The 26663-nt window shown below is 49.2% G+C and carries 27 protein-coding genes and 2 pseudogenes; 27 read left to right on the top strand and 2 right to left on the bottom strand.

Annotated elements, in window-relative coordinates:
- The first annotated feature begins 138 nt into the window (after positions 1-138).
- The 6 genes from ASL14_RS01675 to coaD all read left to right on the top strand — a co-directional run bounded on the left by ASL14_RS01675 (position 139) and on the right by coaD (position 4162).
- Positions 139-1257, top strand: a complete 1119-nt coding sequence (locus tag ASL14_RS01675; RefSeq protein ID WP_134910209.1) for an acyltransferase family protein — start codon at positions 139-141, stop codon at positions 1255-1257.
- 172 nt (positions 1258-1429) lie between these two features.
- Positions 1430-2062 carry a hypothetical protein gene (locus ASL14_RS01670; RefSeq protein ID WP_134910208.1) on the top strand — a complete coding sequence of 211 codons (633 nt, stop codon included), beginning with the start codon at positions 1430-1432 and terminating at the stop codon, positions 2060-2062.
- Positions 2055-2570 (top strand): accessory gene regulator ArgB-like protein, encoded by a 516-nt coding sequence (locus tag ASL14_RS01665; RefSeq protein WP_134914333.1) that lies wholly within the window; start codon positions 2055-2057, stop codon positions 2568-2570. Before ASL14_RS01670 ends, ASL14_RS01665 begins: the two co-directional genes overlap by 8 nt.
- 5 nt (positions 2571-2575) lie before the next feature.
- Positions 2576-2698: a cyclic lactone autoinducer peptide gene (locus ASL14_RS01660; protein WP_014281032.1), complete on the top strand. Its 123-nt coding sequence runs from the start codon at positions 2576-2578 to the stop codon at positions 2696-2698.
- A gap of 311 nt (positions 2699-3009) precedes the next feature.
- Entirely contained in the window at positions 3010-3648 is a 639-nt protein-coding gene (rsmD, locus tag ASL14_RS01650; protein WP_134910206.1) for a 16S rRNA (guanine(966)-N(2))-methyltransferase RsmD, read from the top strand.
- Positions 3641-4162, top strand: a complete 522-nt coding sequence (gene coaD / locus ASL14_RS01645; protein WP_025686336.1) for a pantetheine-phosphate adenylyltransferase — start codon at positions 3641-3643, stop codon at positions 4160-4162. Before rsmD ends, coaD begins: the two co-directional genes overlap by 8 nt.
- Here coaD and ASL14_RS01640 read toward each other — a convergent pair.
- Complete coding sequence (locus tag ASL14_RS01640; protein ID WP_223264306.1) at positions 4125-5420, bottom strand: nucleoside recognition domain-containing protein; 1296 nt, start codon at positions 5418-5420, stop codon at positions 4125-4127. The genes coaD and ASL14_RS01640 overlap by 38 nt on opposite strands.
- A 237-nt stretch (positions 5421-5657) precedes the next feature.
- On the opposite strand from ASL14_RS01640, the gene ASL14_RS01635 reads away from it, so the two are divergent.
- Positions 5658-6689 (top strand): SepM family pheromone-processing serine protease, encoded by a 1032-nt coding sequence (locus ASL14_RS01635; protein ID WP_134910204.1) that lies wholly within the window; start codon positions 5658-5660, stop codon positions 6687-6689.
- Here ASL14_RS01635 and ASL14_RS01630 read toward each other — a convergent pair.
- Positions 6679-7914, bottom strand: a complete 1236-nt coding sequence (locus tag ASL14_RS01630) for a nucleotidyltransferase (protein ID WP_134910203.1) — start codon at positions 7912-7914, stop codon at positions 6679-6681. The two genes, ASL14_RS01635 and ASL14_RS01630, sit on opposite strands and share 11 nt — an antisense overlap.
- Positions 7915-8270: 356 nt before the next feature.
- Between ASL14_RS01630 and ASL14_RS01625 the strand changes: the two genes are divergently transcribed.
- From ASL14_RS01625 to rplS, 20 genes and pseudogenes are all read left to right on the top strand, one after another.
- A complete protein-coding gene (locus tag ASL14_RS01625) occupies positions 8271-8789 on the top strand; it encodes a YceD family protein (RefSeq protein WP_134910202.1) in 519 nt (172 codons plus the stop codon).
- Positions 8790-8975: 186 nt separating this feature from the next.
- A complete protein-coding gene (gene rpmF, locus ASL14_RS01620; RefSeq protein ID WP_007429979.1) occupies positions 8976-9149 on the top strand; it encodes a 50S ribosomal protein L32 in 174 nt (57 codons plus the stop codon).
- A 276-nt stretch (positions 9150-9425) separates the two neighbouring features.
- Positions 9426-10022 (top strand): transcription factor FapR, encoded by a 597-nt coding sequence (fapR, locus tag ASL14_RS01615; protein WP_134910201.1) that lies wholly within the window; start codon positions 9426-9428, stop codon positions 10020-10022.
- A pseudogene (gene plsX / locus ASL14_RS01610) lies at positions 10006-10997 on the top strand (phosphate acyltransferase PlsX). The gene fapR and the pseudogene plsX overlap by 17 nt, the downstream one beginning before the upstream one ends.
- 8 nt (positions 10998-11005) lie before the next feature.
- Positions 11006-11995: a beta-ketoacyl-ACP synthase III gene (locus ASL14_RS01605; protein WP_044644902.1), complete on the top strand. Its 990-nt coding sequence runs from the start codon at positions 11006-11008 to the stop codon at positions 11993-11995.
- A gap of 81 nt (positions 11996-12076) precedes the next feature.
- The gene (fabD, locus tag ASL14_RS01600; RefSeq protein WP_134910200.1) at positions 12077-13018 is read left to right on the top strand and encodes an ACP S-malonyltransferase; all 942 of its coding nucleotides are present in this window, start codon (positions 12077-12079) and stop codon (positions 13016-13018) included.
- 52 nt (positions 13019-13070) lie between these two features.
- Positions 13071-13820, top strand: a complete 750-nt coding sequence (gene fabG, locus ASL14_RS01595) for a 3-oxoacyl-[acyl-carrier-protein] reductase (protein WP_044644900.1) — start codon at positions 13071-13073, stop codon at positions 13818-13820.
- 109 nt (positions 13821-13929) lie between these two features.
- Positions 13930-14163 (top strand): acyl carrier protein, encoded by a 234-nt coding sequence (locus ASL14_RS01590; protein WP_007429985.1) that lies wholly within the window; start codon positions 13930-13932, stop codon positions 14161-14163.
- Between the two features lie 225 nt (positions 14164-14388).
- On the top strand, positions 14389-15642 hold the full coding sequence (gene fabF / locus ASL14_RS01585; protein WP_134910199.1) for a beta-ketoacyl-ACP synthase II: 1254 nt from the start codon (positions 14389-14391) through the stop codon (positions 15640-15642).
- Positions 15639-16337 carry a ribonuclease III gene (gene rnc, locus ASL14_RS01580; RefSeq protein ID WP_014281046.1) on the top strand — a complete coding sequence of 233 codons (699 nt, stop codon included), beginning with the start codon at positions 15639-15641 and terminating at the stop codon, positions 16335-16337. The genes fabF and rnc overlap by 4 nt, the downstream gene beginning before the upstream one ends.
- 258 nt (positions 16338-16595) lie before the next feature.
- Positions 16596-20165 carry a chromosome segregation protein SMC gene (gene smc, locus ASL14_RS01575; RefSeq protein WP_134910198.1) on the top strand — a complete coding sequence of 1190 codons (3570 nt, stop codon included), beginning with the start codon at positions 16596-16598 and terminating at the stop codon, positions 20163-20165.
- A gap of 38 nt (positions 20166-20203) precedes the next feature.
- Positions 20204-21219: pseudogene (gene ftsY / locus ASL14_RS01570) on the top strand (signal recognition particle-docking protein FtsY).
- A 137-nt stretch (positions 21220-21356) separates the two neighbouring features.
- Entirely contained in the window at positions 21357-22007 is a 651-nt protein-coding gene (trhA, locus tag ASL14_RS01565; protein WP_134910191.1) for a PAQR family membrane homeostasis protein TrhA, read from the top strand.
- A 165-nt stretch (positions 22008-22172) separates the two neighbouring features.
- On the top strand, positions 22173-22541 hold the full coding sequence (locus ASL14_RS01560) for a putative DNA-binding protein (RefSeq protein ID WP_134910189.1): 369 nt from the start codon (positions 22173-22175) through the stop codon (positions 22539-22541).
- 52 nt (positions 22542-22593) lie between these two features.
- Complete coding sequence (gene ffh / locus ASL14_RS01555) at positions 22594-23970, top strand: signal recognition particle protein (RefSeq protein ID WP_014281050.1); 1377 nt, start codon at positions 22594-22596, stop codon at positions 23968-23970.
- Between the two features lie 67 nt (positions 23971-24037).
- Complete coding sequence (gene rpsP / locus ASL14_RS01550; protein WP_014281051.1) at positions 24038-24310, top strand: 30S ribosomal protein S16; 273 nt, start codon at positions 24038-24040, stop codon at positions 24308-24310.
- Positions 24311-24333: 23 nt separating this feature from the next.
- Positions 24334-24564, top strand: coding sequence for a KH domain-containing protein (locus ASL14_RS01545; protein ID WP_013309863.1), 231 nt, complete (start codon positions 24334-24336; stop codon positions 24562-24564).
- Positions 24565-24661: 97 nt separating this feature from the next.
- Positions 24662-25177, top strand: coding sequence for a ribosome maturation factor RimM (gene rimM, locus ASL14_RS01540; protein WP_134910188.1), 516 nt, complete (start codon positions 24662-24664; stop codon positions 25175-25177).
- Positions 25177-25980 carry a tRNA (guanosine(37)-N1)-methyltransferase TrmD gene (gene trmD / locus ASL14_RS01535; protein ID WP_134910186.1) on the top strand — a complete coding sequence of 268 codons (804 nt, stop codon included), beginning with the start codon at positions 25177-25179 and terminating at the stop codon, positions 25978-25980. The genes rimM and trmD overlap by 1 nt, the downstream gene beginning before the upstream one ends.
- A 246-nt stretch (positions 25981-26226) precedes the next feature.
- On the top strand, positions 26227-26571 hold the full coding sequence (gene rplS, locus ASL14_RS01530) for a 50S ribosomal protein L19 (protein ID WP_010346403.1): 345 nt from the start codon (positions 26227-26229) through the stop codon (positions 26569-26571).
- Positions 26572-26663 lie beyond the last annotated feature (92 nt).

Below are 26663 nucleotides of genomic sequence, written 5' to 3'. Positions count from 1 at the left end.
AAAAATGAACATCTTTTGGCCGCATGTCGTTGCGGCTGGAGGGTGTTTTTTTCCATACCGCCATATTTACTTTAACGATACGTTTTGTGTATTATAGATACAAAATGTATCATTAAAGAACCGATATGGAGGGATACGATGCCCGTAGCCAAGGGTGAAACGGAACATAACAAGCTGCAATTTGTAGATACGCTGAGAGCATTGGCGATTATGGGCGTGTTGCTTGTCCATGTCAGCCAGCACGTAGAGGGACTAAACGGATGGTTGCAAAAGGGTTTAAGTTTGGGAGCGAAAGGGGTCGCTTTATTTTATCTGGCTAGTTCTTTTACGCTCTTTCTGTCTTTGAGCAGACGTATGGGCGACAGGAAAGAGGGGGTCTCGGCGTATCTGGTGCGTCGTTTTTTTCGTATTGCCCCGTTGTATTACGTTATGCTAATCATCTATTTGGTTGTGAACGGGACAGGGCCCCGTTTCTGGCTTGGGGATCAGGAAGGGGTTACCGTTGCCAATATCGCAGCCCATATTTTGTTTCTGAATGGCCTGAACCCGTACTGGATCAACAGCATTATCGGTGTGGAGTGGTCCATTGCGGTGGAATGTATTTTTTATCTGTGCGTGCCGCTATTATTTAAGCTCATTCAATCGATTCGGCATGCTGCCTGGTTTGTGACCGGCGCGCTTGTACTGAGCTTCGGACTGAATACGGTGTTTGCGTATGCTCCATGGATCAGTGATCACTCGTTATGGGGACATTATCTGTATTTATGGTTTCCCAACCAACTGCCTGTTTTCGGACTGGGGGTATTGCTGTTCTTCATATGGAAAGACGAGCGGCATTGGAAAAGTATGGATCGATTCAGCGGGGGATTGCTGCTTGGCTCCGTACTGTTTGCTCTTTGTACGGGGATGACGGATTATCTCATCGGTGTCCTGTTGCTGCTGGCAGCCTATGCTTTGTATCACTGGCAGCCTGTGTGGCTGCTAAACCGGGGATGGTCATGGATCGGCTGCCTTAGCTACAGTATGTATTTGACGCATCTGCTTGTTCTGGAGATGGTCAATCAGATTGAGCTACCCTTTTCCCCTGTTGTTAATATGACTCTGATGTTTATCATGACACTACTGTTGACTACAGGTCTGTCTTGGATCACCTATTCTTGGATCGAGCAACCGGGCATTCGTTGGGGAAAAAAGATCATATCACGTATGAAGTCTGTGCGCTCACAGAAAGATTCGGTCAAGGAAAGTGTTGCCTGAGCTGTAGCTTTCTTCTCCATCCGATAACATTTCATTGAAGTGCTTAAAGAAATCTATCAAATCATTGAAAAGACCTCTTGAAAAGTAGGCCGCAGCCCTTTATATTCGATGTACATCCAAGTTTTTTGAAAACACCGATGAGATTTGTTGGAATTGAAAAGGAGATGCACGTATGCTTGTGAAGCCTTTCGGCTTTTTAGTATTTTCCACGTTTGAAGGAGTGGCAGTTTTTGCGCTCATTCTTAGTATTTTTAAAGTTAAAATGACTCCTTATGTACGGCAAGCAATTTTTGTGAACCTGATTATGAACTTGCAAAGTTATTTGCTGAGAGAGGAATTTTCCCTCGCTTATCTGGTGCCTGTCATTAACATGCTGCTTTTTATCTTTTTGCTCGCTACGGTGGTGAAAATTCCGATTGTATGGTCAGGTATTATGACGGTTACCGGTTATTTTGCTTATGCGGTCGTTCAGTCGGTGCTTTTAAAAGCGATGTTCGGGAGCCTGCCAGTCTCTGAGCTACAGGACGGTTCCCTGAAGGGCTATCTGCTGCAAATGGTAAGTGCGGTGGCAGGACTGCTCATTTCATTTATTTTGTATCGAAAAGGCATCGGGTTTGCCGTTAATTTCAAAAAGCTTAAATTTAGAGCTGAATACGGCATTGTGATTACACTCATTATTTTATCCTTCATATCCACCTCTATCGTGCTGTACTACAACGAGGTATGGTTAAATATGATGTTTTTTGCACTGGTATCGGGATTCTTCATCTATTATGCGGTTGGAAAGGAATATCGGGATGATTGAAACGATGGCTTTCAAGCTTGCTAACCAGATCAAACGGACTGTGCCGGATCATCCGGCTTCTATCCCGGTACTTAAATATGCACTGGCTCTTATTATAAATGCCTCCATGATTATTATGCTGACGCTACTCGCCTCATTCTTCACCGGGCGGACGGCAGAGGCTGTGACGATTCTAGTGGCTTTTGCCTTGTTGCGCCAAATGTCAGGAGGGATTCATCTAAAAACAGGGATGGCATGTATTGTGGCGACCTCTGTAGCTTTTACAGCCATATCCTTTATCTCTTTACATAGTTGGTGGACAAACCTGTTCACCGGATTATCCCTGCTTCTTGTCTTATGCTTTGCCCCGTCCAGAATTGAAAAGCAGTCGCGCATTCCATCCCGGTTTTATCCCCTCCTGCGACTTTTAGCATCTCTGCTTGTATGTACTAATTTTGTAATCGGTTCCTCTGTAGTGGCTGTTGCTTTTCTAGTCCAGAGCCTGACGTTGATTCGGAAAAGGAGGTGAGGAAAATGGTGAAAAAAATCGTATATGGTCTGGCAACATCGTTGTCTATGTTTGCTGCATTTGCTGTGTCGGTAGCGAGTTATGTGTATGTCTATCAGGGAGATACGCCCGAGGAGCTGCTTAAATAGTATAACTTCATTTCCTTATATACATAGGCTGCCAGCGAGCAGCTTCTTTTTTTGCAAAAAAAAATCAGGCGCTCCATTAAGAGCGCCCGAATGGGAGAGGAGAAACCGGACGAAGAGCTTATGGGGAAACGTAAGTCTTCTCCGCGGTTGTCTACGACATTGGTTGAATGCCGATATCTTAAGGATGCCCACGATATGGTTTTTTATACCTCCTCAAACCCTACATTTTTCAAACGGCTATGCATGTGGTACGATAACGTCATAATCTTTATATGGTTATCAACACATATAGAAAATAGGTGAGTTTCAGCGTGAGAGTGGTATCGGGTAGTGCCAAAGGAAGGCCGTTAAAGGCAGTTCCCGGCACAGGGACGCGACCAACCACGGATAAGGTCAAGGAAGCGTTATTTAGCATGATAGGTCCTTATTTTGATGGGGGAGTCGCGCTTGATCTGTTTGCAGGCAGTGGCGGCCTGGGTATAGAGGCGCTCAGCCGGGGAATGGACAAGGCAGTCTTTATTGATATGGAATCAAAAAGTATTGATGTCATTAAAGAAAATTTGCGAAAAACCGGATTGGAAGAACAGGCTGAAGTGTTCCGCAATGATGCCGGACGAGCGCTCAAGGTGCTGGCTAAACGTGGAGCTTTTTTTGATGCTGTTTTTCTGGATCCGCCCTATCGTCTCAAGCATGGTGATGAATTGATGAGCCGTATGGCTGAACTTGACTTGCTTCGTTCCGAGGCAGTCATTGTGCTGGAGTATGAGTCGGGACATAAGTACCCGGAAAGCTTTGGGCCGTTCGAACAGGTCAGAAAAGCGGTCTATGGCGAAACGACGTTATCTATCTACCGCTTTGCAGCAGAGCAACCGGACGATGCAGAACATACGGAGGCCGGAACGGAAACATCCGGTATAGCCGAATCAGGCGGGGAGGACCATCATGACTGAGCACAAACCACGTATTGCCGTATATCCGGGAACCTTTGATCCCGTGACGATGGGGCATCAGGATATTATTCAAAGAGCGGCGAGGCAGTTTGATCTGCTGATTGTCGCGGTACTTAACAATATTAGTAAAAATCCACTGTTTTCTCTGGAGGAGCGAATGGAGCTACTGCGGACGGTAACCCGCGATATTCCGAACATTGAGGTGGACAGCTTCCGTGACCTGACAGCCAATTATGTACGTGAAAAAGGGGCTCAGGTTATCGTCAGAGGAATCCGGTCGGTGACAGATTTTGAATACGAGCTGCAATTGGCTTCCACAAACCATAAGCTGAACCCGGATGCCGAAACGATCTTTATGATGACGAACCCGACTTATTCATATCTGAGTTCCAGTATGGTGAAGGAAATCGCCCATTTTGATGGCAAGGTCGTAGATCTGGTGGCCCCTGAAGTCGAGGATGCGCTTCGTGCCAAGGTTAACGCCAATCGTGGCGGCTCCACCATGAAGTCATAAAGGAAATGACGAGCAGTGTAAGTATAATCGCGCCCAGCAGCGCAATAGACAAGGCGGTCAGTTGCCATGGATACAGTGACGGACTTTCCAACTGTGTCCATAGGTTGCTGCTCTCTGCCATAACGGAATGCGCGGCTGGATCATAACCGCCTTCCGCGAAGGAAGAAACGGAGCTGCGGCTAACATAAGCGGGAAGTGCATTGCTTGTCATAAGGCTAAGAGACGTCCATGCAACGAGTGTGAGCATAAAGGCGATGATGCCATGAAGCACCCTGGATATGGTGAACGTGATGCCTTTGTCCGAGGGTCTGGTGACGGCTGTGATTTGGAGCCAGCCGCATAGCCCCCCCCAGCCTAGTACGGCGCTGATCAGAGCCGCTTGTGTACGAAGGTCGTAGGGCAGTCGGCTGATTTCATAGGAACCGAGATGGATCTCTATCCAGGCGGGCCAGATGAAAGAAAATGCTCCTTGACCTGAGTACATGGATAGCAGCCGAATCAGTACGGAAAAGAAAATAATGAATCCACCTGTCATCATAAGTGTCTGTACGGCATGGGATACGGTTTCGCCCAGCAGCTTTCCGAAGCTGCGCCCGTCTCGTTCTCTGGCAGAGCGTGTGGCGTCCCATGCGGACCGGATGAGGGTGGTAGAAGTACGGGAAACAGAGGTTCGCCGGAGGGCAACTGGCGTTTCCCGTTTTTGCGATTCTTTTGACGATGCAGTTAGTCTGACTGTAATCCATCCCGCCAGCAGGCCGGAGATCCAGTGAATGGCAAGCAACATGGCGCCTACAGCAGCATTGTGCAGCAATCCTGTCCCGATCACGAGCAGGATGGTAATCGGATTGCAGAAATGAGTGATAGCGGTCAATCGTCTAAGCTGGCGCTCGGTCATATCCTCCTGCTGTGTCCATTGGCGCACTGCTTCCGCAGCAGCCGGAAATCCGGCAGTCAGACCAAGGGCCAGTACCCAGCCGCTTCGACCCGGAAGACGGAACCAGGAGCGCATGAACGGTTCCAGGAGGACGCCAAGCCCATGCACCAAACCGAAGGCGAAAAGCATTTCGGACAGCATTAAGAAAGGGAGCATGGCCGGGAAAATAATGCTCCACCATAGCTTAAGCCCCTGGGCGGAGGCTTGAAATACCTCTTCCGGTGAGGAGACAACAGCCAGCACGAGCAGAATGGCACCAAGTCCTAGGAACAGGGTTGTCCAATAAGAAGCAGAATGGGCTTCCTTTTGTAGCAAAGGGTTCACCTCCCTGGAAGTGATATGATTTAACATTTAAAAAACGAATCTCATCGTGCATAAATATAGTAGAGTTCACCGTATGTTGTTTCTAGCGCCTGTTCGCGTTTGTTTGTAATCGGCCGAGGTGCTCGTACGCGCTGTCGGTAATTAATGTATGCTTTTTTGTAAGAATTGAGAACAGGCAGGGCACAGAGTGGATTTGGGTGAGATAGGAAGAAGTTAAGGCTGTGAGGGGGAGAAGCGATGAAACGAATTAACCGGAACAGAGCTTTTTTTACAACCGGATATGTTCTGTTCCTGGCCGCTATGGTCTATGTGCTGGTATATATGCCAACCCCGTATCTGATCTATGGACCCGGCGGGGCGAATGAAATCAAGCCGATGGTTACCGTCCAGGAAGGCGACCGTAGCGAACGGGGAACTTTTATGATGACGACGGTATCGGCGCGTTATGCCAATGTCATTATGCTGGGTATATCGAAGCTGGATGCCAATTCGGAGATTCAGCGTAAGGAGGATCGACTGCACGGCAGGAGCGAAGACGAATATGCAGCAGAGCAGGTGTGGTATATGGGAGATTCCCAGTCTTCTGCGATGGAGGCTGCTTATACGCGGGCCGATATTTCTTATCGCATTGTGCCGGATTATGTGTACGTTTTTAAGGTGCCCAGTTCGAACAGTGTATTTCATCCCGGAGATGAAATTCTGGAACTGAACGGGGGAAGGGTGACGGATAATCGTTCCATTCGAAATGCCCTAGAGGATGAAAAGGCGGGAACGATGGCCAAAGTGAAGCTAAAACGTGATGGCAAGCTGCTGACTGTGCAAGCTCCATTAATGACCATCACGGACAGCGAAACAGGCAAACAGCGTCCCGGCTTTGGAGTCAGCATCGCTACCGTTCAGAAAGTAGAGCCGAAGGATGAACGTAAAACGATTCATTTTACGTCAACGGATGTGGGCGGGCCTTCGGCTGGTTTGATGTTTACGATGGAAATTTATAATCAGCTGACACCGGGCGATCTGAGCAAGGGATATCGTGTTGCCGGTACGGGTACGATTGATAAGAACGGTAAGGTGGGAGCGATCGGCGGTGCAAAGTATAAAATTGTCGCCGCTGACCGTCAGGGTGCTGAATTGTTTTTCGTCCCGACGGACAATTATAAGGAAGCCCAGGCCAAAGCTGAGCAAATCGGAACCCGAATGAAGCTCGTTCCGGTTCGCAAGCTTGACGATGCGTTAACTTATATGGAAAAGCTCCCGATCAAATCATGACGGGCGGCCGCAAGTAATCGGCATACATGTCACGAATGGCGGGACGGGGCATTCCGGCTGCGTGTATGGCGGCTGCTGCGGTGTCCCAGTCCAGATGAGGATGCGATCCGGCTGACGGCTTAACCCATACCGGAAGGGTCGCTGTCTGCTTCATGCGGGCCAGCAGCTCGCGTCCGGCAGTATTAAAGCCGAGTACGCGGATATAGCCGGGGCCTTTCGCCAGCTCGGAGGGGGCCATACCTGCTTTGGCATGATTCAGCAAAATATGGGTGAACATACGCTGAAGCTTCGTACGAGTGTACCGCTTCGTCTTGACAGCGGCGAGTAATGCCTCTACGGAGGGCTGGGGCAGCGTGTACAGCGATTGCCGCAGGCGATGCTCCAGCCCTTCGGTCACCTCGTGCAGCTCCGCCAGCTGCTGCGGGCTGCGCGTGATGAGGGCGTTCAGCAACGGCTGGCTGAACGCTTCCCAATGCAGCGGCGCGCGTCGGGCTTGCCATTCGCGCCGCAAAATCTCCAGCGTCGCCGCAGGCACGTACGGCGACGCGGCCTCCGGCCCGCCGTCGAGGAGGAGACGGCGGATGGCCGTTGCGCTGGCGATGACCCCGTCCGCGGGCGCAACGGCTTCGTGGTAGCCCGATCCCGTGCGGGCTACGGTGAAGGGCTGGATTGCGCTGTCCAGCCGTTCCAGCGCAATCAAGTAATGCAGCCCCAACGTATTGTTGGGCTGCTGCATGAGGGCGGCGAGCGCAGCGCCGTCCGCCCCTTCGGCCGCGAGCGCGGCTGCGGCCCCCGCGTAGGCGGCGGGGTAGCTTGCGCCGCTGCTCAGGCGCTGCGCGATGCCGGCCTTGAGCTCGGCAGGCTCCGCCGCCAGCACGCGGGCCAGCGCGCGCAGTGGGGCGATGTCGCCGCTCTCGCTGCCGAAGCAGAGCGCGTCGACGACGCCCGTGGCGCGGAGCAGGGCGACCGCCCCGTGGGCAAACCATTCTGCGGGCTGGACGGCATAGGCCACAGGCAGCTCCAAAACCAGGTCCACACCCATGGCAAGTGCCATTTCGGTGCGGGACCATTTGTCCACAATTGCGGGTTCCCCCCGCTGGAGGAAGGGACCGCTCATCACAGCCACCGTGCGCTGCGCGCCAGTGATGCGAAAAGACTCCTTCCAGTGATGCGTGTGACCGTTATGTAGCGGGTTGTATTCTACAATAATACCGAGGGTTTTCAAGGCTATACTTCGGCTCCTTTCTGATGTCGCCAATCTGGTGACTATCCTGAAAAGGATGGTTCTCCACCAGTTAATGATTGCTCTAGGGGTAGCGATGATGCTTTTTTGTGATCCGAAATGAACAAGACCATTGAGACCTGAAGAAAAAAGCTTTATACTCGCATTATTGTACACGAAGAGTGGCGGGGGTACGAATACTCACAGGTACATGATCCATGCAACGTATTTTCGCTTTCGCATAAAACTTGCGGAACCATTGGAAAACCGATGGATTTGTGAGAGGTGTAAAGTGAAAGGTGTTGACAAACGACTCGATCAGTCGGTATAATAATTTTTGTTTGTTTGGAGTGATAGCGATGCAACTATTTTTTCGCAAAGTAGCAACAAGTGATGGTCCTTTTCCGATCCGTGAAGCTCTCAATGTGAGTGAATTGGTGGATGATCGTCCTGATGTTACGGCCGTTTCCCCGCTGGAGACCGATTTGGTCGCCGTTAGTCTGGGTCAAGGCTTAATGAGCGTGGAAGGCACGTTGACCGCAGGTCTGGACATGCTGTGCTCACGCTGTTTAAGTCCGATGCACGAGGATTTGAAGATTGAATTCCGTGAACGGTTTAAGCAAATCTCTTCGGTTGGCGAAGAGAAGGATGAAGATGGCGAATTTATCGCAGTGACGGGGGATTCCTTCGACATTGCACCGTATTGTGAAGAGCTGTTTGTACTGCACGTGCCGTTTGCACCTGTGTGCAGTGAGGATTGTCAGGGGATCGCTCCTGCGACCGGACAAAACTGGAGCGTTGGCTCCGATGACAGTGACGATGGCGATACGAAAAAGATTGATCCGCGTCTGGCAGGGCTTAAGGATTTTTTTAAATGAGAATTGAGTTCAATTCTGACAAATCATCATCCACTTGTGCAGGGGAGTTACAGAACCGACACATGGATGTTGCAGGCTTGATTCACCGGCTGTGAGGTAGCTGCTTCCGGCAGTTTCCTTCAGTCTTGAATGAGATAAGAAGTCACGCCCGTTATACGGGTTGATCTGGTTAAGGAGGTGGGAATAATGGCAGTACCTCAACGGAGAACATCCAAAACTCGTCGCGACAAACGTCGTACTCACTTTAAACTGGCAGTACCAGGTATGGTGAAATGCTCCGAATGCGGCGAATTGAAACTTGCTCACCATGTGTGCAAAGTTTGCGGAACGTACAAAGCTAGAGAGATTATCTCTCAATAATGTCCGATAAGCGGATTCTTTGGAATCTTCGCAGGAAAAGTAGCGCTTCACTCTAGTGAGGCGCTACTTTTTTTGTCTTCGTACTTTCTTTTTACGGCGGCATGCTATATACTGTTTTAGTACCAGGTTCTAAGGAAGAAGGGCCGAAGGGGTTCTTTATACATACAAGATGACAAATCGGCATGAAGCATTCGCCGCTAGCACGTGAAGTAACCCGAACCGCCGGCTGAACGGTAATTTATTGCAGGGAAAGGAGGCGTCACTGATATCGAACGTTTGCCAAAGAGACAGAGACAGCAACGGCTGACTCAATTAATTGATGAGAATCCGTTCGTAACGGATCAGGAGCTGACGAGACAGCTTAAGGTGAGCATTCAGACGATTCGGCTGGATCGGATGGAATTGGGTATCCCAGAGCTGCGGGAGCGACTGAAGCTGATGGCTGAGCGTTCCTACGATCAGGTTCGCTCCCTGCCTTTACATGAAGTGATCGGGGATATCGTGGATCTCCAGTTGGACAGAAGCGGTATTTCCATTTTTGAAATTAAAGAAGAGCATATCTTTTCACGCACTGGCATCGCGCGGGGGCATTATGTGTTTGCCCAGGCCAATTCTTTGGCTATTGCCGTGATTAATGATGAGATAGCGTTGACCGCTTCGGCGGACATCCGCTTTGTCCGCCCTGTTCATTTGGGAGAAAAGTGCATTGCCAAAGCATATGTGCGATCAAATCCCGAACAAAAAGGGAAAGCCAAAGTAGAAGTGTTTGCTTACGTGGGAGAAGAAATGGTGTTCCAGGGTAACTTTGTCATTTACCGCTCCACAGAGGAAGAGTATAGCGAAGGAGGAAGTCAGCATGCGGATCGCCATTGATGCCATGGGGGGGACAATGCTCCCGAGGCGACAGTAGAGGGCGCGTTATCTGCGGCGGCGGAATGGAAGGATACAGACATTACGCTGGTTGGTGACCGGGAACGAATTGAATCGGTGCTGAACGGCAGAGCATTGCCTGCGAATCTCATCATTCGCCATGCATCCGAAACGATAGATGCGCAGGATGAGCCTGTGAAGGCAGTACGACGTAAAAAGGATGCCTCCATGGTCGTAGCTGGCCGAATGGTCAAAGAAGGCGAAGCAGATGCCATGATATCGGCAGGTAATACGGGTGCGCTGATGACAACAGGTTTGTTGGTGGTTGGGAGAATGGCAGGTATTGAGCGTCCTGCTCTTGCACCGATGATTCCAACGATTGACGATCAGGGTGTGCTGGCGCTGGACTTGGGAGCTAATATGGACGCCAAGCCTGAACATCTTGCCCAATATGCGCTGATGGGTAGCTTGTACCGCCAAAAGGTTCATGGTGTGGCTTCCCCCAGAGTGGGTTTGCTGAATGTTGGGACGGAAGCCGGGAAGGGCAATGAACTGACGAAACTGGCTTATCCTCTGATTGAGCAGTTGTCTGTTAACTTTGTAGGTAATGTGGAGTCTAGAGATGTGCTGACCGGGAATTGCGATGTGCTGGTGTGTGACGGATTCGCCGGAAACATCATGCTAAAATCGCTGGAAGGTACGGCGGGTGCGATATTCTCTCTCTTAAAGGAGCAGTTTAGTAAATCCTTAAAAACCAAACTGGCAGCGGCTCTGATTATGTCTGAGCTTCGCAGTTTGAAAAATAAACTGGACTACAAAGAGCACGGCGGCGCTCCCTTACTGGGACTGAGCGGACTCGTATTGAAAAGTCACGGTTCATCTGACGGCATTGCCGTCAAAAATGCAGTAAGACAGGCCCGTACGGCCTTGCAAAACCAGTTGGTGGAAAGTATATCCAAGGAAATCAGCAGGAAGTGAGTGACGATATGAATAATTTGCGGTCAGTTGGTGTTATCGGAACAGGGAAATACGTGCCTGAGAAAATATTGACGAACAAAGATTTGGAAGCAATCGTAGAAACAAGTGACGAATGGATTGTCAGCCGTACAGGAATTCAGGAGCGCCACATTGCGGCTCCAGAGCAGGCTACGTCCGATTTGGCTTATGAAGCAGCGATTAAGGCATTGGCATCCGCAGGTATGACGGCACAGGATTTGGATCTGATCATAGTTGCTACGGTTACGCCGGACATGGCATTTCCTTCGACTGCCTGCATTCTTCAGGACAAGCTCGGAGCCAAAGGCGCAGCAGCTTTTGATTTGTCTGCGGCATGCTCAGGGTTTGTATATGGGCTGGCAACTGCGACGAGCTTTATTAAGACGGGCATTTATAATAATGCGTTAATCATTGGGGCAGACTGTCTTTCCCGGATCACGGATTATACAGACCGCAATACTTGTGTTCTTTTTGGAGACGGTGCAGGGGCGGTAGTAATTGGTGAAGTACCTGAGGGTAGAGGATTCCAATCCTTTGATCTTGGTGCCGAAGGAGCAGGAGGCGGATTGCTTAAGCTGGAAGCTGGCGGTTCACGTTTGCCTGCAAGTGCGGATACCGTAGAAAACAAGCAACACTATATTTATATGAACGGACGCGAAGTGTTCAAGTTCGCGGTACGTGTTATGGGAACGGCAACTGTCGATGTGCTTGAAAAAGCGGGGCTTTCCAAAGATGATATTGATTTGTTCGTTCCGCATCAAGCCAATATTCGCATTATTCAATCGGCGATGCAACGTTTGGATCTACCGGAAGAAAAGGTTATCATTAATGTTCATAAATATGCGAATACGTCCGCGGCATCGATTCCTCTTGCGCTTGTGGAAGCAGCCGAGGAAGGCCGCATGAAGGAAGGCGACCGGGTATTAATGGTGGGCTTTGGCGGCGGTTTGACTTGGGGCGCGTCGGTTCTTGTCTGGTAAGAAAGCGGCGGGTTTGATACAATATTGAATTTGTCTGGTACTTTACAAGACAAGCATTGGATACAGAGAGGTGCATACACGATGGGCAAAACGGCATTTATATTTCCCGGTCAGGGTTCACAAGCTGTAGGTATGGCTAAAGATGCTTATGAAGCAGTTCCTGCGGCAAGAGAAGTGTTCCGCCAAGCGGACGAACGGTTAGGTTTTGCGCTAAGCTCACTGATTTTTGAAGGTCCAGATACAGCCTTGAAGCAGACATCCAATACGCAGCCTGCGCTGTTGACGGCGAGCATTGCGTTGTATGAAGCGTTCAAGGAAAAGGGCATTTGCCCTGATTACGTGGCTGGGCACAGTCTTGGAGAATACAGTGCGCTCGTTGCTTCCGGCGTACTTGCCTTTGAAGATGCAGTTGAGATCGTTCGTACTCGTGGCGAGTTCATGGAACAAGCTATTCCTGACGGACAAGGAGGGATGGCTGCTGTATTGGGAGCCGACCGTGAAGCATTGGCGACACTATGTCGTGATATTACGGAATCCGGTCAATTGGTCGAATTGGCGAACATCAATTGCCCGGGGCAGATTGTCGTATCCGGTGCGAAGGAGGGCGTAGCCGCTGTCGCTGAACGCGTGAAGGAAGCGGGTGGCAAGCGTGTTATTACTTTGGAGGTCAGTGGTCCTTTTCATTCTTCGCTGATGAAGGAAGCAGCGATTAAGTTGTCCGGCAAGCTGGAAGACGTAGCTTTTTCCAAAGCTCAGGTTCCGGTTGTAGCCAATGTCACAGCGAAACCTGTGCGTGAGGGTGGCGAAATTCGCCAGCTACTGGTCGAGCAGGTCTATTCCCCGGTATTGTGGGAAGACAGTGTAGCATGGCTGCTGGAGCAGGGAGTTGACACTTTTGTTGAGTTCGGACCGGGCAGTGTTTTGACTGGACTGGTTAAAAAGATCGACAAAACGGTTAAGCTGTATAATATAAGCAGCCTAGAATCGCTTGTTTCGGTAACGGAAGCCTTGGAGGCCCGTTAAAAGTAGCAATTATCGCCTTAACGGTTATATACTTGCAAGGGGAGGCTGGATGATGTCTAAGCCATTAAGTGGAAAAACGGCGCTCGTTACAGGGGCGTCACGGGGGATCGGCCGCAGTATCGCATTGGCGTTGGCTGAAGCAGGCGCTAATGTAGCGGTAAACTACGCTGGTAGTGAAGCGGCTGCGGCAGAGGTTGCGGAGCAAATTCGTGCCAAAGGCGTGGAAGCTATTACGGTTCAGGCTAATGTCGGTCGCGCCGACGAGGCAGATCGGTTAATCAAGGATGTGATCGGCGCTTGGGGCAAGATCGATATTCTGGTGAATAATGCCGGAATAACAAGAGATAATTTAATCATGCGTATGAAGGAAGAGGAGTTCGATCAGGTGATCGAAACGAATCTGAAAGGTGTGTTTAATTGCCTCAAGGCAGCGACTCGTCCGATGATGAAGCAGCGTTCCGGTCGGATCATCAATATTTCTTCCGTTGTCGGCGTACTCGGCAATGCAGGACAAGCCAACTATGTGGCTGCCAAAGCAGGAGTGATCGGTCTTACCAAATCGTCCGCGAGGGAGCTTGCTTCGAGAGGTATTACTGTCAACTGCGTAGCCCCGGGATTCATTGATACTGAAATGACACAGGTGCTTGCTGATGATTTGCGTGACAATATGCTCAGCGGTATTCCGCTGGCCCGTCTCGGACGGCCTGAGGAAATTGCGGATGTGGTGCTATTTTTGGCCTCTGATGCTTCCTCATACATGACGGGCCAGACTTTGCATGTGGATGGCGGCATGTACATGTAGCTACATGTAGCTAATCCGCATGCCCCGAAGAAGAGTAGTGATTGAAAACTCTCTTCTATGGCATTTTAAATGTAATTTTCGTATAATACCTAAGGAGGAGGTGAGCCGGATGTCCGACGTATTGGAGCGCGTAAAGCGCATTGTCGTTGACCGTTTGGGAGCCGACGAAGCCGAAGTTACACTTGAAGCATCTTTCAAAGATGATTTAGGCGCTGATTCTCTCGATGTAGTTGAATTGGTTATGGAATTGGAAGATGAGTTTGATATGGAAATCTCTGATGAAGATGCAGAGAAAATTACAACCGTAGGTGAAGTTGTAAAGTACATACAATCTCATACCTAATTCAAGTCAACAAAAGTCCCGTTCTGTTACAGGCGGGACTTTCTCCTAATCATACAGATTGAACTAAAGACGGAATTGTCGCGTGTTCTTGAGCTTGGCTCGGCATGACTTAGTCAAGGGTGGGAGTATGTTGCATTACTAACTTTAGTTGATTCTATATTATTTTTGCACACAAGAGCGTACGGCTTGAAATACAATATGCAGTAGACATAGAGGTGATTATCTTTGAAACAACGTGTTGTCATAACAGGAATGGGTGTAATCACTTCGCTGGGACAGGATTTGAACACACTATGGGATAATCTGATGGCTGGAAAATCCGGCGTCAGTGAAATCGAAGCTTTCGATACCAGTGAATATACAACGAAAATTGCGGCTTCTATTAAGGATTTTAATCCTGAGGATTATATAGAGCGCAAGGATGCCCGTAAAATGGACCGTTTTGTCCAATTCGCCGTTGCCGCCAGTAAATTGGCACTTAAGGACAGCGGACTCGTAATCGGAGAGAATGCCGATGCCGAGCGTGTGGGTGTATCCGTTGGTTCCGGTATTGGCGGATTGGGTACCTGGGAGGATCAGCACAATGCGCTGATTGAAAAAGGACCTAAACGCGTAAGCCCTTTCTTTATCCCGATGATGATTGCTAATATGGGTTCCGGCCAAGTGTCGATTTCACTCGGCGCTAAAGGACCGAATACATCACCGGTTACGGCTTGTGCAACGGGTAGTCATGCTATCGGCGATTCGTTCCGCATGATTCAGCGTGGTGATGCTGACGCCATGATTTGCGGCGGGGCTGAGGCAACTATTCGTCCGATCGGCATGGCTGGCTTTTGTTCGATGCGGGCGATGTCCACTCGTAACGATGAGCCTGAGAAGGCAAGCCGTCCCTTTGATACTGACAGAGACGGATTTGTTATGGGCGAAGGCTCCGGTGTTCTGATTCTGGAATCGTTGGAGCACGCATTGAAGCGTGGCGCACGTATTTACGGCGAAATGATCGGCTATGGTCTGTCGGGCGATGCACATCACATGACAGAGCCAGATCCGGATGGCGCGGCGCGCTGTATTAAAATGGCGATCCGCGACGCAGGGTTGAATCCTGAGGACATTGATTATATCAATGCGCATGGTACATCTACACCAGTCGGTGACAAATCGGAAACAGAAGCAGTTAAGAAAACGCTTGGAGACCACGCCTATAAAGTGGCGATTAGCTCAACCAAGTCAATGACGGGGCACTTGTTGGGTGCAGCCGGTGGCGTTGAGGCCGTGATCTGCGGACTGGCTCTCCAGCACCAGACTATTCCGCCGACGATTAATCTGGATAATCAGGACCCGGCTTGTGATCTGGATTATGTACCTAACGAGCCGAGAAAAGCGAAACTAAATGTCGTGATGTCCAATTCCTTTGGTTTTGGCGGTCACAATGCTACCGTTATTCTAAAAAATATGAAGCGTAAGGGGTCAGTTCGTTGAGTGGAGACTTGAAGCAATTACAGCAGAAACTTCATATTCAATTCAACAACCGGCAGCTTCTGAAGCAGGCCTTTACGCACGCTTCCTACGTAAACGAACATCGGTTCAGTCAGCATGCAGACAATGAGCGGCTTGAATTTTTAGGTGACGCTGTTCTGGAGTTGACTGTATCCGAGCAATTGTACAATCAGTACCCTAATCGGCCGGAAGGCGAACTGACCAAGCTGCGTGCAGCCATTGTCTGTGAGCCTTCTTTGGTAAAATTTGCTGTCGGACTTGAGTTCGGGCAATATGTACTGCTTGGCAAAGGTGAAGAGCTGACAGGCGGACGTACTCGTCCGGCTCTGTTGGCCGATGTATTCGAAGCGTTCGTAGGCGCGCTATATTTGGATCAAGGTCTGGATGCCGTCCGGTCGTTTCTGGAACGTTATATTTTTCCTCAAATTGTATTAAACGGTAAGCTACAGATGAGTGATTTCAAAACAGAGCTTCAGGAACTGACGCAGCATCATAACATGGGGATGCTTGAATACAAGATTGTGGAGGAGCGCGGACCTGCCCACGAGCGCGAGTTTGTAGCTGAGGTATATATGGACAGCGAACGGCTGGGTACAGGTACAGGACGCTCCAAAAAAGAAGCTGAGCAGCAGGCGGCGGCAGTAGCCTTAAACCGTTTGAAGCTGGCGGAATCGTAATCGGTACCTGAGCGGCCCGGACGGGTTACACGAGCAAGGGGACACAAAGTAAGAGCAAAGGGCAGTCCGCGGGGAGTCCCGGCCCGCAATGGCGAATGGACTGCGTTTTGCTCTTTTTTCGTGGCTTTGCTGCTGTAGCTCTGTATGTCGTTGCCTTGCTTTATCCGAAGTAGTCTTGTGCTACAATAGGAATAATTCTTGTGAGTCAGGTAAACGGTGGTGTACAAGCATATTTAAATGTTAGAGGTGAGATTGAGTATGTTTTTAAAGCGCATTGAGCTGGCGGGCTTCAAATCGTTTGCAGATAAAACGGAGATGGAATTCGTCCGAGGCATAACAGCGGTCGTCGGACCCAACGGAAGCGGAAAGAGTAATATATCCGACGGTATTCGCTGGGTACTGGGTGAACAGAGCGCCAAATCACTGCGCGGCGGTAAAATGGAGGACATTATTTTTGCGGGTAGTGATGCTCGTAAGGCCGTTAATTACGGCGAAGTGTCGCTTACGCTGGATAATGAGGATCAGGCATTGCCGCTTGATTTTGGCGAGGTCACGGTCACGCGGCGTGTGCATCGTAGTGGAGATAGTGAATATTTTATTAACCGACAGTCATGCAGACTCCGGGATATTACCGAGCTGTTTATGGATACAGGTATTGGTAAAGAAGCATATTCCATTATCGGACAGGGGCGTATTGAAGAGATTTTGAGTACCCGTTCCGAGGACCGCCGGGGGATTTTCGAGGAAGCGTCCGGTATTGTTAAATACAAATCACGTAAAAAAGACGCAGTTCGCAAGCTGGATGACACGGAGCAAAATTTACTGCGTATTCATGATTTGGTCAGTGAGCTGGAGGATCAGATCGGGCCGCTCAAGGAGCAGTCGGAAAAGGCGATCCACTATAAGGAGCTGCGGGGTAAACTGAAATCGAAGGAAATTTCGATGTATGTCCATCAGATTGAACAGATTCATACCTCGTGGAGCGATGCGACGTCCAAGCTGGCTTTGTTGCAGCAGGAGCAGCTACAGCTGTCTACGGTAGTGTCCCGTCATGATGCGATGCTGGAGAGCGACCGCAATGAGCTGCGTCAGCTGGAGGAGCAAGTGGAGCGGCTGCAAAGTGATCTGTTGCAATACAGTGAAGCTACGGAAAAGAGTGAAGGCTACGGTGAACTGCTGAAAGAGCGTACACGCAATCTGGAGGCAAACAGGGAGCAGCTCATTTTATCGCTCAGCACGAGCGAATCACGTCATTCCGAGCGCAAAAGTGAGCTGGATCTACTGAACGAAAAACTGTCTGCATTGACTGTCGAACTTGACGAGCTACGTGAACGGCTATCCGACGAAGAGGCGAAGCTGATTGGTGTCACAGGCGGAATCAGCCAGGAGCAGGAGGAAAGTCTGAAGGGCGGACTGCTGGAGCTGATGAATCAGATGGCACAGGCGCGTAACGAAATCCGTTATACCGACCAGCAGAAGGAAGCGCTGGAACGGCGGGTGACTCGCGTAAGTGACGAATCTGGCAAATGGGAAGCCCAGAAAGCCGAACTGGAACAGCGTAAAAAGGGTTTGGAAGCGGCTGTGCAGAAGCTGGGTCAGGAAATCAGCAGTCTGCGCAGCGGATATATTCAGGGAAGCGAAAAATACCAGGCGCTGCAAAAGCTGCTGGAAGAAAGTCAGGGCACTATCCGCAAATGGGAACAAAAACGTGAGGCCCAAATTTCACGCCGAGATACGATGAAGGAAATGCAGGATGACTTCGATGGCTTTATGCTGGGTGTTAAAGAAGTATTGAAGGCGGCACGCAAAGAAACCCTGCATGGTGTGCATGGGGCGGTAGCAGAGCTGATCCGGGTACCTGAGCATTTGGAGCAGGCGATGGAAACCGCTTTGGGCGCTTCGATGCAGCATATCGTGATGGAAAACGAATCGGTGTCCAGACAGGCGATTAGCTTTTTGAAGCAGCGTCAGCTGGGCAGAGCGACATTTTTGCCTATGGATGTTATCCGTCCGCGTCAAATTGGGGCGGGTGAACGCCAGATCGCGGAAGGTGCCGAGGGCTTTGTTGGAATCGGTGCGGATCTTGTTCAGTTTGATCAACGGTATGCTGGCATTGTAGGCAGTCTTCTGGGAAATGTGGTTATTGCCCGTACCCTGGAAGATGCAAACCGTATTGCGGCACGCTGCCAATATAGATATCGTGTCGTAACGCTGGAAGGCGATGTTGTCAATGCAGGTGGTTCCATGACAGGTGGTAGCCAATTCAAGAAAAATGCCAATCTGCTTGGACGTAAACGTCAGTTGGATCAGTTGGATCAGGATATTATCGATACGGAGCAACAAATTGCGAGGCTGCGTCAGAGCGTGGTAGATACAAAACGCCAACTGGAAGAGACACAGATTCGCTTGGACGAGCTGCGTCAGGGCGGCGATGTGAAGCGCGGCGAAGAACAGCAGACAGCAATGGAGCTCAAGCAACTGGAGCATGAGCTTCGCCATGTTCTGGAGCAGGTGGCTGCATCTGGTCAGGAGAAGAAGGGTTTTGATCAGGAGATCAAGGAACTGGAAGCTTCCCGTGAAGAGGCGTTGCTGAAATTAGCTGCGCTGGAGGAAGAAGAGAAGAAAACCCACCAGGCTATCCATGCCGCTGAATTTGCCCGTAAGGCCAACGAATCTGCCAAAGAACAGCTACAGGGAGAACTTACGAATCTCAAGGTAAGAGAAGGAAAGCTGGATCAGGAGCGTTTTTCACTGGAAGAGCAGTTGCGTAGACTACGGGGCGATTATGATACCCTTGGCAAGGATTCCAGACAGAACAAGACCTTACTTGCTTCCATCGAAGCTGATCTGCTGACCAATGAACAGGAAAGCGTGAAGCAGATTGAAAACCTCAATCAGTATCGGCTTAAAAAGGAAGAGGCTTCGCAGCAATTGGAATTCAAGCGTGCTGCACGCAGTAGCTTGTCCAAAAAGCTGGAAGTGGCCGAAAATGAGACGAAAGAGCAACGCATTCAGCTCAAGTCGGTCGAGGAGCAGCTACGCCAGACAGAAATCGGAGTGAACCGGCTTGATGTAGAGCTGGAGAACGTCCTGAAAAAATTAAGTGATGACTATGAACTCAGCTATGAACTGGCCAAGCAGCGTTATCCGATACCGGAAGATATAGAAGGTACGCAGGCCGAAGTGCACAGGCTCAAACGCGGTATTTCAGCATTGGGCGAGGTAAACCTGGGTGCCATTGAGGAATACCAGCGGGTGCATGAGCGTTACACGTTTCTCGATGAGCAGAAGTCTGATCTGGTCGAGGCCAAGACAACGCTCTATCAGGTCATTCGTGAAATGGATGATGAAATGTCCAAACGCTTCAAAGCCACTTTCGATGCCATCCGACGCGAATTTGGTACGGTGTTCTCCAAGCTGTTCGGGGGCGGGCGTGCCGATCTGGTACTGCTTGACCCGGAACGTATGCTGGAGACGGGAATTGATATTGTGGCCCAGCCGCCGGGCAAAAAGCTGCAAAACTTGCAACTGCTGTCAGGAGGAGAGCGGGCGTTAACGGCGATGGCGCTATTGTTTGCCATTTTACATGTCAAGCCTGTCCCATTCTGTGTGCTGGATGAAGTGGAGGCCGCACTGGACGAATCCAATGTGGTGCGTTTTGCCCAATATTTACGGGAGTTCTCCGAACAGACACAATTCATTGTAGTTACACATCGCAAGGGCACGATGGAAGAAGCCGATGTGCTATATGGAGTTACGATGGAAGAAGGCGGGGTTTCCAAGCTCGTATCCGTCAAGCTGGATAATGAGGAAGCCGAGATTGCCTGACATCAAATAACATACTTTCAGATCAACGGAGGGAACCTATGAGTTTCTTTAGGAAATTGAAGGAAAGCATTGCAAGCAAAACCGAATCTGTTACCAAACAGTTCAAGGACGGTCTGGAAAAAACACGCAAAGGTTTTGTTGAAAAAGTATCGGATCTGATGATTCGCCGCAAGAAGATTGATGAGGAGTTTTATGAGGAGCTGGAAGAAATTTTGATTGGTGCCGATGTTGGCGTCAACACAGTTATGAACCTCATTGAAGACCTGCGGGTAGAAGTGAAAAAACGCAAAATCGAGGACGCATCCGAGCTACAGCCTGTATTATCGGAAAAGCTGTCTGAGCTGCTGCGGGGCAATGACAACAGTCAGCTTCAAATGAGCCCTGACGGGATTACAGTCATTCTATTCGTCGGTGTCAATGGTGTCGGCAAAACAACAACCATCGGTAAACTGGCGCATCGTTTTAAACAGGAAGGTAAAAAGTGTTGTTGGCCGCCGGGGATACGTTCCGTGCTGGTGCGATTGAACAGCTTGAGGTATGGGGTGAACGGGCTGGTGTAGAGGTCATTAAGCAGCAATCCGGTTCTGATCCAGCGGCGGTTATGTTTGATGCGGTACAGGCTGCCAAGCAGCGTCAGGTGGATGTGTTACTGTGTGATACCGCAGGACGTCTCCAGAATAAAAGCAATCTGATGGAGGAGCTGAACAAAATTTTCCGCGTGATCCAGCGTGAAATTCCCGATGCTCCCCATGAAGTACTGCTGGTACTCGATGCGACGACCGGACAAAACGCGCTCAATCAAGCCAAAATGTTTGGCGAGAAAAGTGGCGTAACCGGGCTGGTGCTGACGAAGCTGGATGGTACAGCGAAGGGTGGTATTGTCGTGGCGATCCGCCAAGAGCTGAATTTGCCAGTGAAGCTGGTAGGCTTGGGTGAAAAAGTGAATGATCTCCAGCCATTTGATTCCGAGCAATTCGTTCATGCGTTGTTCGCTGGGTTGATTCAGGAAGAAGGCGTAGATGAAACCGCTCCGGATGAAGAAGAACAGGCCTAATCAGGCTTGGGGCAAAGTATGGTCTGGTTGCTGCGTGAGATCACAGGGATGTATAATGAAAGAAGAGGGTCTGTCGGCGCCGGATATGAATTTTTTTGGATGTAAAAATATTTCACAGGAAGCCGGGTGAAGAACCAATGGCGAATACCTATACTTATTCCCGCAGGGAAGAAATAGCCAATGCGATCACACATGGAATTGGAGCCGTTTTAAGTGTGGCGGCACTTGTGCTGCTCATTGTTTTTGCAAGCTTGAAAGGGACTACTTGGCATGTCGTCAGTTTCACGATTTACGGAATTACGATGCTGCTGTTATACACCAATTCCACGTTGCTTCATAGTCTGCGCGAAGGAAAATTGAAGGATTTGTTCGAAATATTCGATCATTCTTGCATTTACCTGTTCATTGCAGGCAGCTACACCCCGTTTATGCTCGTTGCACTGCGCGGGACATTAGGTTGGACGCTGTTTGGCGTTATTTGGGGAATCGCCCTGTTTGGTGTGCTATTCAAGGCATTCTTCACCAAGCGCTTCCTGTTCATGTCTACCGTGTTCTACATCGGGATGGGCTGGCTCATCACGATTGCCTGGAACCCGCTGGTGGCGGCTGTTCCCGCCGGGGGCATGACGCTATTGTTCCTGGGCGGTCTAATGTATACGTTAGGCACAATCTTCTATGTGTGGCGGGCGTTTCCGTATCATCACGCGATCTGGCATCTGTTTGTTCTGGCAGGCAGCGTACTTCATTTTCTGGCTGTTCTGCTGTATCTTACCCCGGTAAGAGTTTAAACCCTAGTAGGCAAAAAGCCGATTCGTACTTCCGTTTAAGGGCAGTGAATCGGCTTTTTTTGGTTGACAAGGGATAACGCTTGACATCTTCTTTTCTTTTATGTATGATAAGGATCGTTGAAAAGAACTGTAAAGTGTTTTTCCTTGACGATGGAGGTATACGCGATGAGTCAGGAGAATCGGCTGGAAAAGACAAACCGGATTAACCGACTGTTTGACTTCTATGAACCTCTGCTTACGGAGAAGCAACAGATGTTTTTGAAATATTACTTCCATGATGATTTTTCTCTGGGAGAGATTGCTTCGGAATTTCAAATTAGCCGTCAGGCTGTGTATGAGCATATCAAACGTGCCGAGCAGGTACTGGAAATGTATGAGGAAAAGCTCGGGTTGCTCAGTAAACATGAGCGCAGAAGCCGAGATCTGGAAGAATTGAATACAGCGTTGTATGAGGCGTTCGATAAAATCGGTAAACCCGATGAAGGCACTCTGCAACATGTTCATCAAATTGTAAATCGCCTGCAGGAATTGTAGGTCATATAGATTAGTAAACAAACAACCCTGGTAGACAAGGAGGTGCGAAAATATGGCATTTGAAGGATTATCGACCCGCTTGCAAAATGTATTTAGTAAACTGCGCGGCAAAGGAAAAGTGTCTGAGGATGATGTAGCTCAGGCGATGCGCGAAGTACGATTAGCTTTGCTGGAGGCGGACGTTAACTTCAAGGTTGTAAAGGACTTTATTGCCAAGGTGAAGGAGAAATCCGTCGGCAAGGAAGTGATGGACAGCTTCACGCCAGGTATGGTAATCATCGACATCGTGAACAAGGAACTGACCGAGTTGATGGGCGGCAGTCAGGCCAAGCTTGCCAAAGCAAACAAACCGCCTACGGTCATTATGATGGTGGGTCTCCAGGGCGCAGGTAAGACGACGACGTCCGGTAAGCTGGCGAAGTTGCTGCAAAAGCAAAATCATCGCCCCTTGCTCGTAGCTGGTGATATATATAGACCGGCTGCGATCAAGCAGTTACAGGTACTTGGCGAGCAGATCAACGCTCCTGTATTTACGCTCGGTGATCAGACAAGCCCGGTGGAAATTGCAAAACAGGGCTTACAGCATGCCAAGGATAACGGTAATGACTACGTTATTATAGATACTGCCGGTCGTCTTCACGTGGATGAAGAGCTTATGGAAGAGTTGCGCCAGATTCATGCGAATGTGAATCCTGACGAAGTTCTGCTGGTTGTTGACAGCATGACAGGTCAGGATGCGGTAAACGTTGCGGAGCACTTTAACACGAGCTTGGAGTTAACAGGGGTTGTACTGACGAAGCTGGACGGCGATACCCGCGGTGGTGCGGCCTTGTCGGTTAAGGCTGTGACTGGATGCCCGATCAAGTTTGCTACATTGGGTGAAAAGCTGGATGCAATGGAGCCGTTCCATCCGGAACGGATGGCTTCACGGATTTTGGGTATGGGTGACATGTTGTCCCTGATTGAAAAAGCGCAATCCAATATCGACGCGGATAAGGCGAAGGAAATGGAACGGAAAATGCGCAATGCTGAATTTACCTTCGAAGATTTTCTGGAGCAGATGGATCAAGTTAAAAAGCTTGGCCCGATCGACCAGATTCTCGATATGATTCCCGGCATGGGCAATATGAAGCAAATGAAAGATGTTAAAGTGGATGACAAGCAGATGGGCCGGATTGAGGCTATCGTTCATTCCATGACCACACAAGAAAAGCAAAACCCGGACATGATTAATCATAGCCGCCGTAAACGGATTGCTGTAGGCAGTGGAACATCACTGGCTGAGGTAAACCGCCTGATCAAGCAATTTGACGAAATGCGGCGCATGATGAAGCAGTTCTCAGACATGATGGGACCTAAGGGTGGCAAAAACAAAGCCCTGAAGCAGTTGAAGGGTATGGGTAAAGGTATGAAGTTTCCTTTCCGTTAAGGCCATTAGGCCGTTGGAATTATAGGATAACAATATACAGTCTACTTTTTGAAGGAGGTGAATTTTCGTGGCAGTTCGTATTCGTCTGAAACGTATGGGTGCACATAAAGCTCCTTTCTATCGCGTCGTGGTATCGGATTCCCGTTCCCCGCGTGACGGTCGTTTTATCGAAGAAATCGGTTATTACAACCCTATTACAGTACCAGCAGTTGTAAAAATTGATGAAGATAAAGCGTTGAAATGGTTGCAAGATGGTGCACAAGCATCCGATACAGTCCGCAACTTGCTTAGCAAAGCGGGCGTAATGAAAAAGTTTCATGAGCTTAAACAACAGAAATAAGGTGCTGATACGGAGGGTCAACCATGGAAGAATTAGTGATAATCATTGCTAAGGCTTTAGTCGATCATCCGGAAGATGTAACCGTGAAGACCTTGGAGAAGGATCGGCTTGTCGTATATGAGCTTAGCGTGCATCCTGAGGATGTAGGTAAAATCATTGGCAAGCAGGGTCGTATCGCCAAGGCGCTTCGCACTGTGGTTGCATCAGCAGCCGTTAAGATGGATAAACGGGTTACCGTAGACATCATATCTTAAAGATATACGAAAGTGGGTTAGGATGTATGTCCTAACCCTTTTTCGTACATGATGAAGATGATATGGAGCGGGACCGATTACATGCAGGAGGAACACGATGCAGCAATTGTTTAATGTCGGGAAAATTGTGAATACACATGGAATCCGCGGCGAGCTTAAAATATTAACGACGACTGATTTCCTGGAGGATCGTTTTGCCAAAGGCAGTGAGTTGTTGATCATTCCTGCGGATGGTAAAGCGCCGATCCCTGTAACTATTGAAACAGCACGTTTTCAAAAAAATATGGTTGTAGCCAAATTCAAGGAATATCATAACATCAATGATGTTGAAAAGTATAAAGGCAGCTTATTGAAGGTGTCCGCTGAACGGCTAGGCGAACTAGAGGAAAATGAGTTTTATTTTCATGAAGTTGTTGGCTTGGATGTAGTGACAGAAGATGGAGAAAAGCTTGGCGTGGTGAAGGAGATTTTGACACCAGGAGCTAACGATGTATGGGTAGTCACAATGCCGGATGGCAAGGAACTGCTGTTGCCGTATATAGAAGGTGTCATTTTGGATGTAAACGTGCCTGAAAAACGGGTTACGGTACGGTTGATGGAAGGACTACTGTAATGCGGGTGGATGTGCTGACCCTGTTTCCCGAAATGTTTGACGGTGTATTTAATGCAAGCATTCTGGGAAAAGCAAGGGAGAAGGGAATCATATCACTGCAAGCGGTTAATTTTCGCGAATATGCTGGGAACAAGCATGGTCAAGTGGATGATACACCCTATGGCGGCGGGGGCGGGATGGTATTGAAGCCTGACCCGATTTTCGCTGCGGTGGAGGCGTTATTGGATGAGTCAGAGAGTCCAACCCTATTAGGGAACACAGACGAAGTTGTTCAAGGTGAAGAGGCCGGGTCGAGTGCAGGTTTGAAAGCACCACGTATTATTTTGATGTGTCCCCAAGGTGAGACTTTTACGCAAAAGAAATCGGAGGAGCTTGCTAAAGAGGACCATCTTATTTTTATATGCGGGCATTATGAGGGCTATGATGAGCGTATTCGCGAGCATTTGGTAACGGATGAGCTTTCAATTGGAGATTATGTGTTGACTGGTGGGGAACTGCCCGCCATGGTCGCTATAGATAGTGTGGCACGGTTGCTGCCTGGAGTGCTGGGCAATGAAACGAGTGCGGTAACGGACTCTTTTAGTACAGGTCTGCTGGAGTACCCGCATTATACCAGACCTGCTGAGTTTCGGGGCTGGAAGGTGCCTGAGGTGCTGTTGTCAGGGCATCACGTTAATATTGATGCATGGAGACGGCAGGAGGCACTGCGTCGTACGATGGAACGTCGACCGGATCTGCTGGAGCAGGCTGAAATGACAAGCAAGGAACGGCTATGGATAGAGGAACAGCGCAAGATGGATTGATCATGGGAAGAGTGTATTAAAGCGCTGTAGCAATGAGGGGATTTGAAAGCAGGTGCTAACCTGTTTTATAATGTAATTAATTAAATATAATGTTTGGTCAAATCCCTTTTTCTTGTTGCAATGCGGTATCCTCCATGATACAATACATCTGTTGTGTGTAATACGGTGGTCCTCTGTGGATGATGAAGGAAACGGATGTGTTTCCAGAAGATGCATGAACACCTGTACGGAAGGAGGGAGTCATAGATGAATATCGTCCAAGCGATCACTGAAGAACAACTGCGTAAAGATTTGCCTAACTTTCGTCCCGGTGACACTTTGAAAGTGCACGTGAAAGTTATTGAGGGAACTCGTGAGCGTATCCAGTTGTTTGAAGGTGTTGTAATTAAACGCCGTGGTGGTGGAATCAGTGAGACTTTTACAGTTCGTAAAATTTCTTACGGTGTAGGTGTGGAAAGAACTTTCCCGCTTCATTCCCCGAAAATCGATAAAATCGACGTGGCTCGCCGTGGTAAAGTGCGTCGTGCGAAGCTTTATTATCTTCGTGAACTGCGCGGTAAAGCAGCGAGAATTAAAGAAATTCGTCGTTAATACAACGAATAACGAAAGGGGCTTGATTACAAGCTCCTTTCGTTTTTTCTACGTACATAGGGAACTGTGGATTATTGACCGTAAAGAGAGGA

Origin of the sequence: Paenibacillus sp. IHB B 3084 (genome assembly GCF_001447315.1) — a bacterium.
Taxonomy (GTDB): domain Bacteria; phylum Bacillota; class Bacilli; order Paenibacillales; family Paenibacillaceae; genus Paenibacillus.
Note: the sequence above shows the minus strand (reverse complement) of the source record. Positions and strands in the feature narration are given on the sequence as shown.

Coding starts and splice junctions, on each gene's coding strand:
- ASL14_RS01675 (WP_134910209.1), top strand. CDS start 139: ATGCCCGTAGCCAAGGGTGAAACGGAACATAACAAGCTGCAATTTGTA.
- ASL14_RS01670 (WP_134910208.1), top strand. CDS start 1,430: ATGCTTGTGAAGCCTTTCGGCTTTTTAGTATTTTCCACGTTTGAAGGA.
- ASL14_RS01665 (WP_134914333.1), top strand. CDS start 2,055: ATGATTGAAACGATGGCTTTCAAGCTTGCTAACCAGATCAAACGGACT.
- ASL14_RS01660 (WP_014281032.1), top strand. CDS start 2,576: ATGGTGAAAAAAATCGTATATGGTCTGGCAACATCGTTGTCTATGTTT.
- coaD (WP_025686336.1), top strand. CDS start 3,641: ATGACTGAGCACAAACCACGTATTGCCGTATATCCGGGAACCTTTGAT.
- ASL14_RS01635 (WP_134910204.1), top strand. CDS start 5,658: ATGAAACGAATTAACCGGAACAGAGCTTTTTTTACAACCGGATATGTT.
- ASL14_RS01625 (WP_134910202.1), top strand. CDS start 8,271: ATGCAACTATTTTTTCGCAAAGTAGCAACAAGTGATGGTCCTTTTCCG.
- rpmF (WP_007429979.1), top strand. CDS start 8,976: ATGGCAGTACCTCAACGGAGAACATCCAAAACTCGTCGCGACAAACGT.
- ASL14_RS01605 (WP_044644902.1), top strand. CDS start 11,006: ATGAATAATTTGCGGTCAGTTGGTGTTATCGGAACAGGGAAATACGTG.
- fabD (WP_134910200.1), top strand. CDS start 12,077: ATGGGCAAAACGGCATTTATATTTCCCGGTCAGGGTTCACAAGCTGTA.
- fabG (WP_044644900.1), top strand. CDS start 13,071: ATGTCTAAGCCATTAAGTGGAAAAACGGCGCTCGTTACAGGGGCGTCA.
- ASL14_RS01590 (WP_007429985.1), top strand. CDS start 13,930: ATGTCCGACGTATTGGAGCGCGTAAAGCGCATTGTCGTTGACCGTTTG.
- smc (WP_134910198.1), top strand. CDS start 16,596: ATGTTTTTAAAGCGCATTGAGCTGGCGGGCTTCAAATCGTTTGCAGAT.
- trhA (WP_134910191.1), top strand. CDS start 21,357: ATGGCGAATACCTATACTTATTCCCGCAGGGAAGAAATAGCCAATGCG.
- ASL14_RS01560 (WP_134910189.1), top strand. CDS start 22,173: ATGAGTCAGGAGAATCGGCTGGAAAAGACAAACCGGATTAACCGACTG.
- ffh (WP_014281050.1), top strand. CDS start 22,594: ATGGCATTTGAAGGATTATCGACCCGCTTGCAAAATGTATTTAGTAAA.
- ASL14_RS01545 (WP_013309863.1), top strand. CDS start 24,334: ATGGAAGAATTAGTGATAATCATTGCTAAGGCTTTAGTCGATCATCCG.
- rimM (WP_134910188.1), top strand. CDS start 24,662: ATGCAGCAATTGTTTAATGTCGGGAAAATTGTGAATACACATGGAATC.
- trmD (WP_134910186.1), top strand. CDS start 25,177: ATGCGGGTGGATGTGCTGACCCTGTTTCCCGAAATGTTTGACGGTGTA.
- rplS (WP_010346403.1), top strand. CDS start 26,227: ATGAATATCGTCCAAGCGATCACTGAAGAACAACTGCGTAAAGATTTG.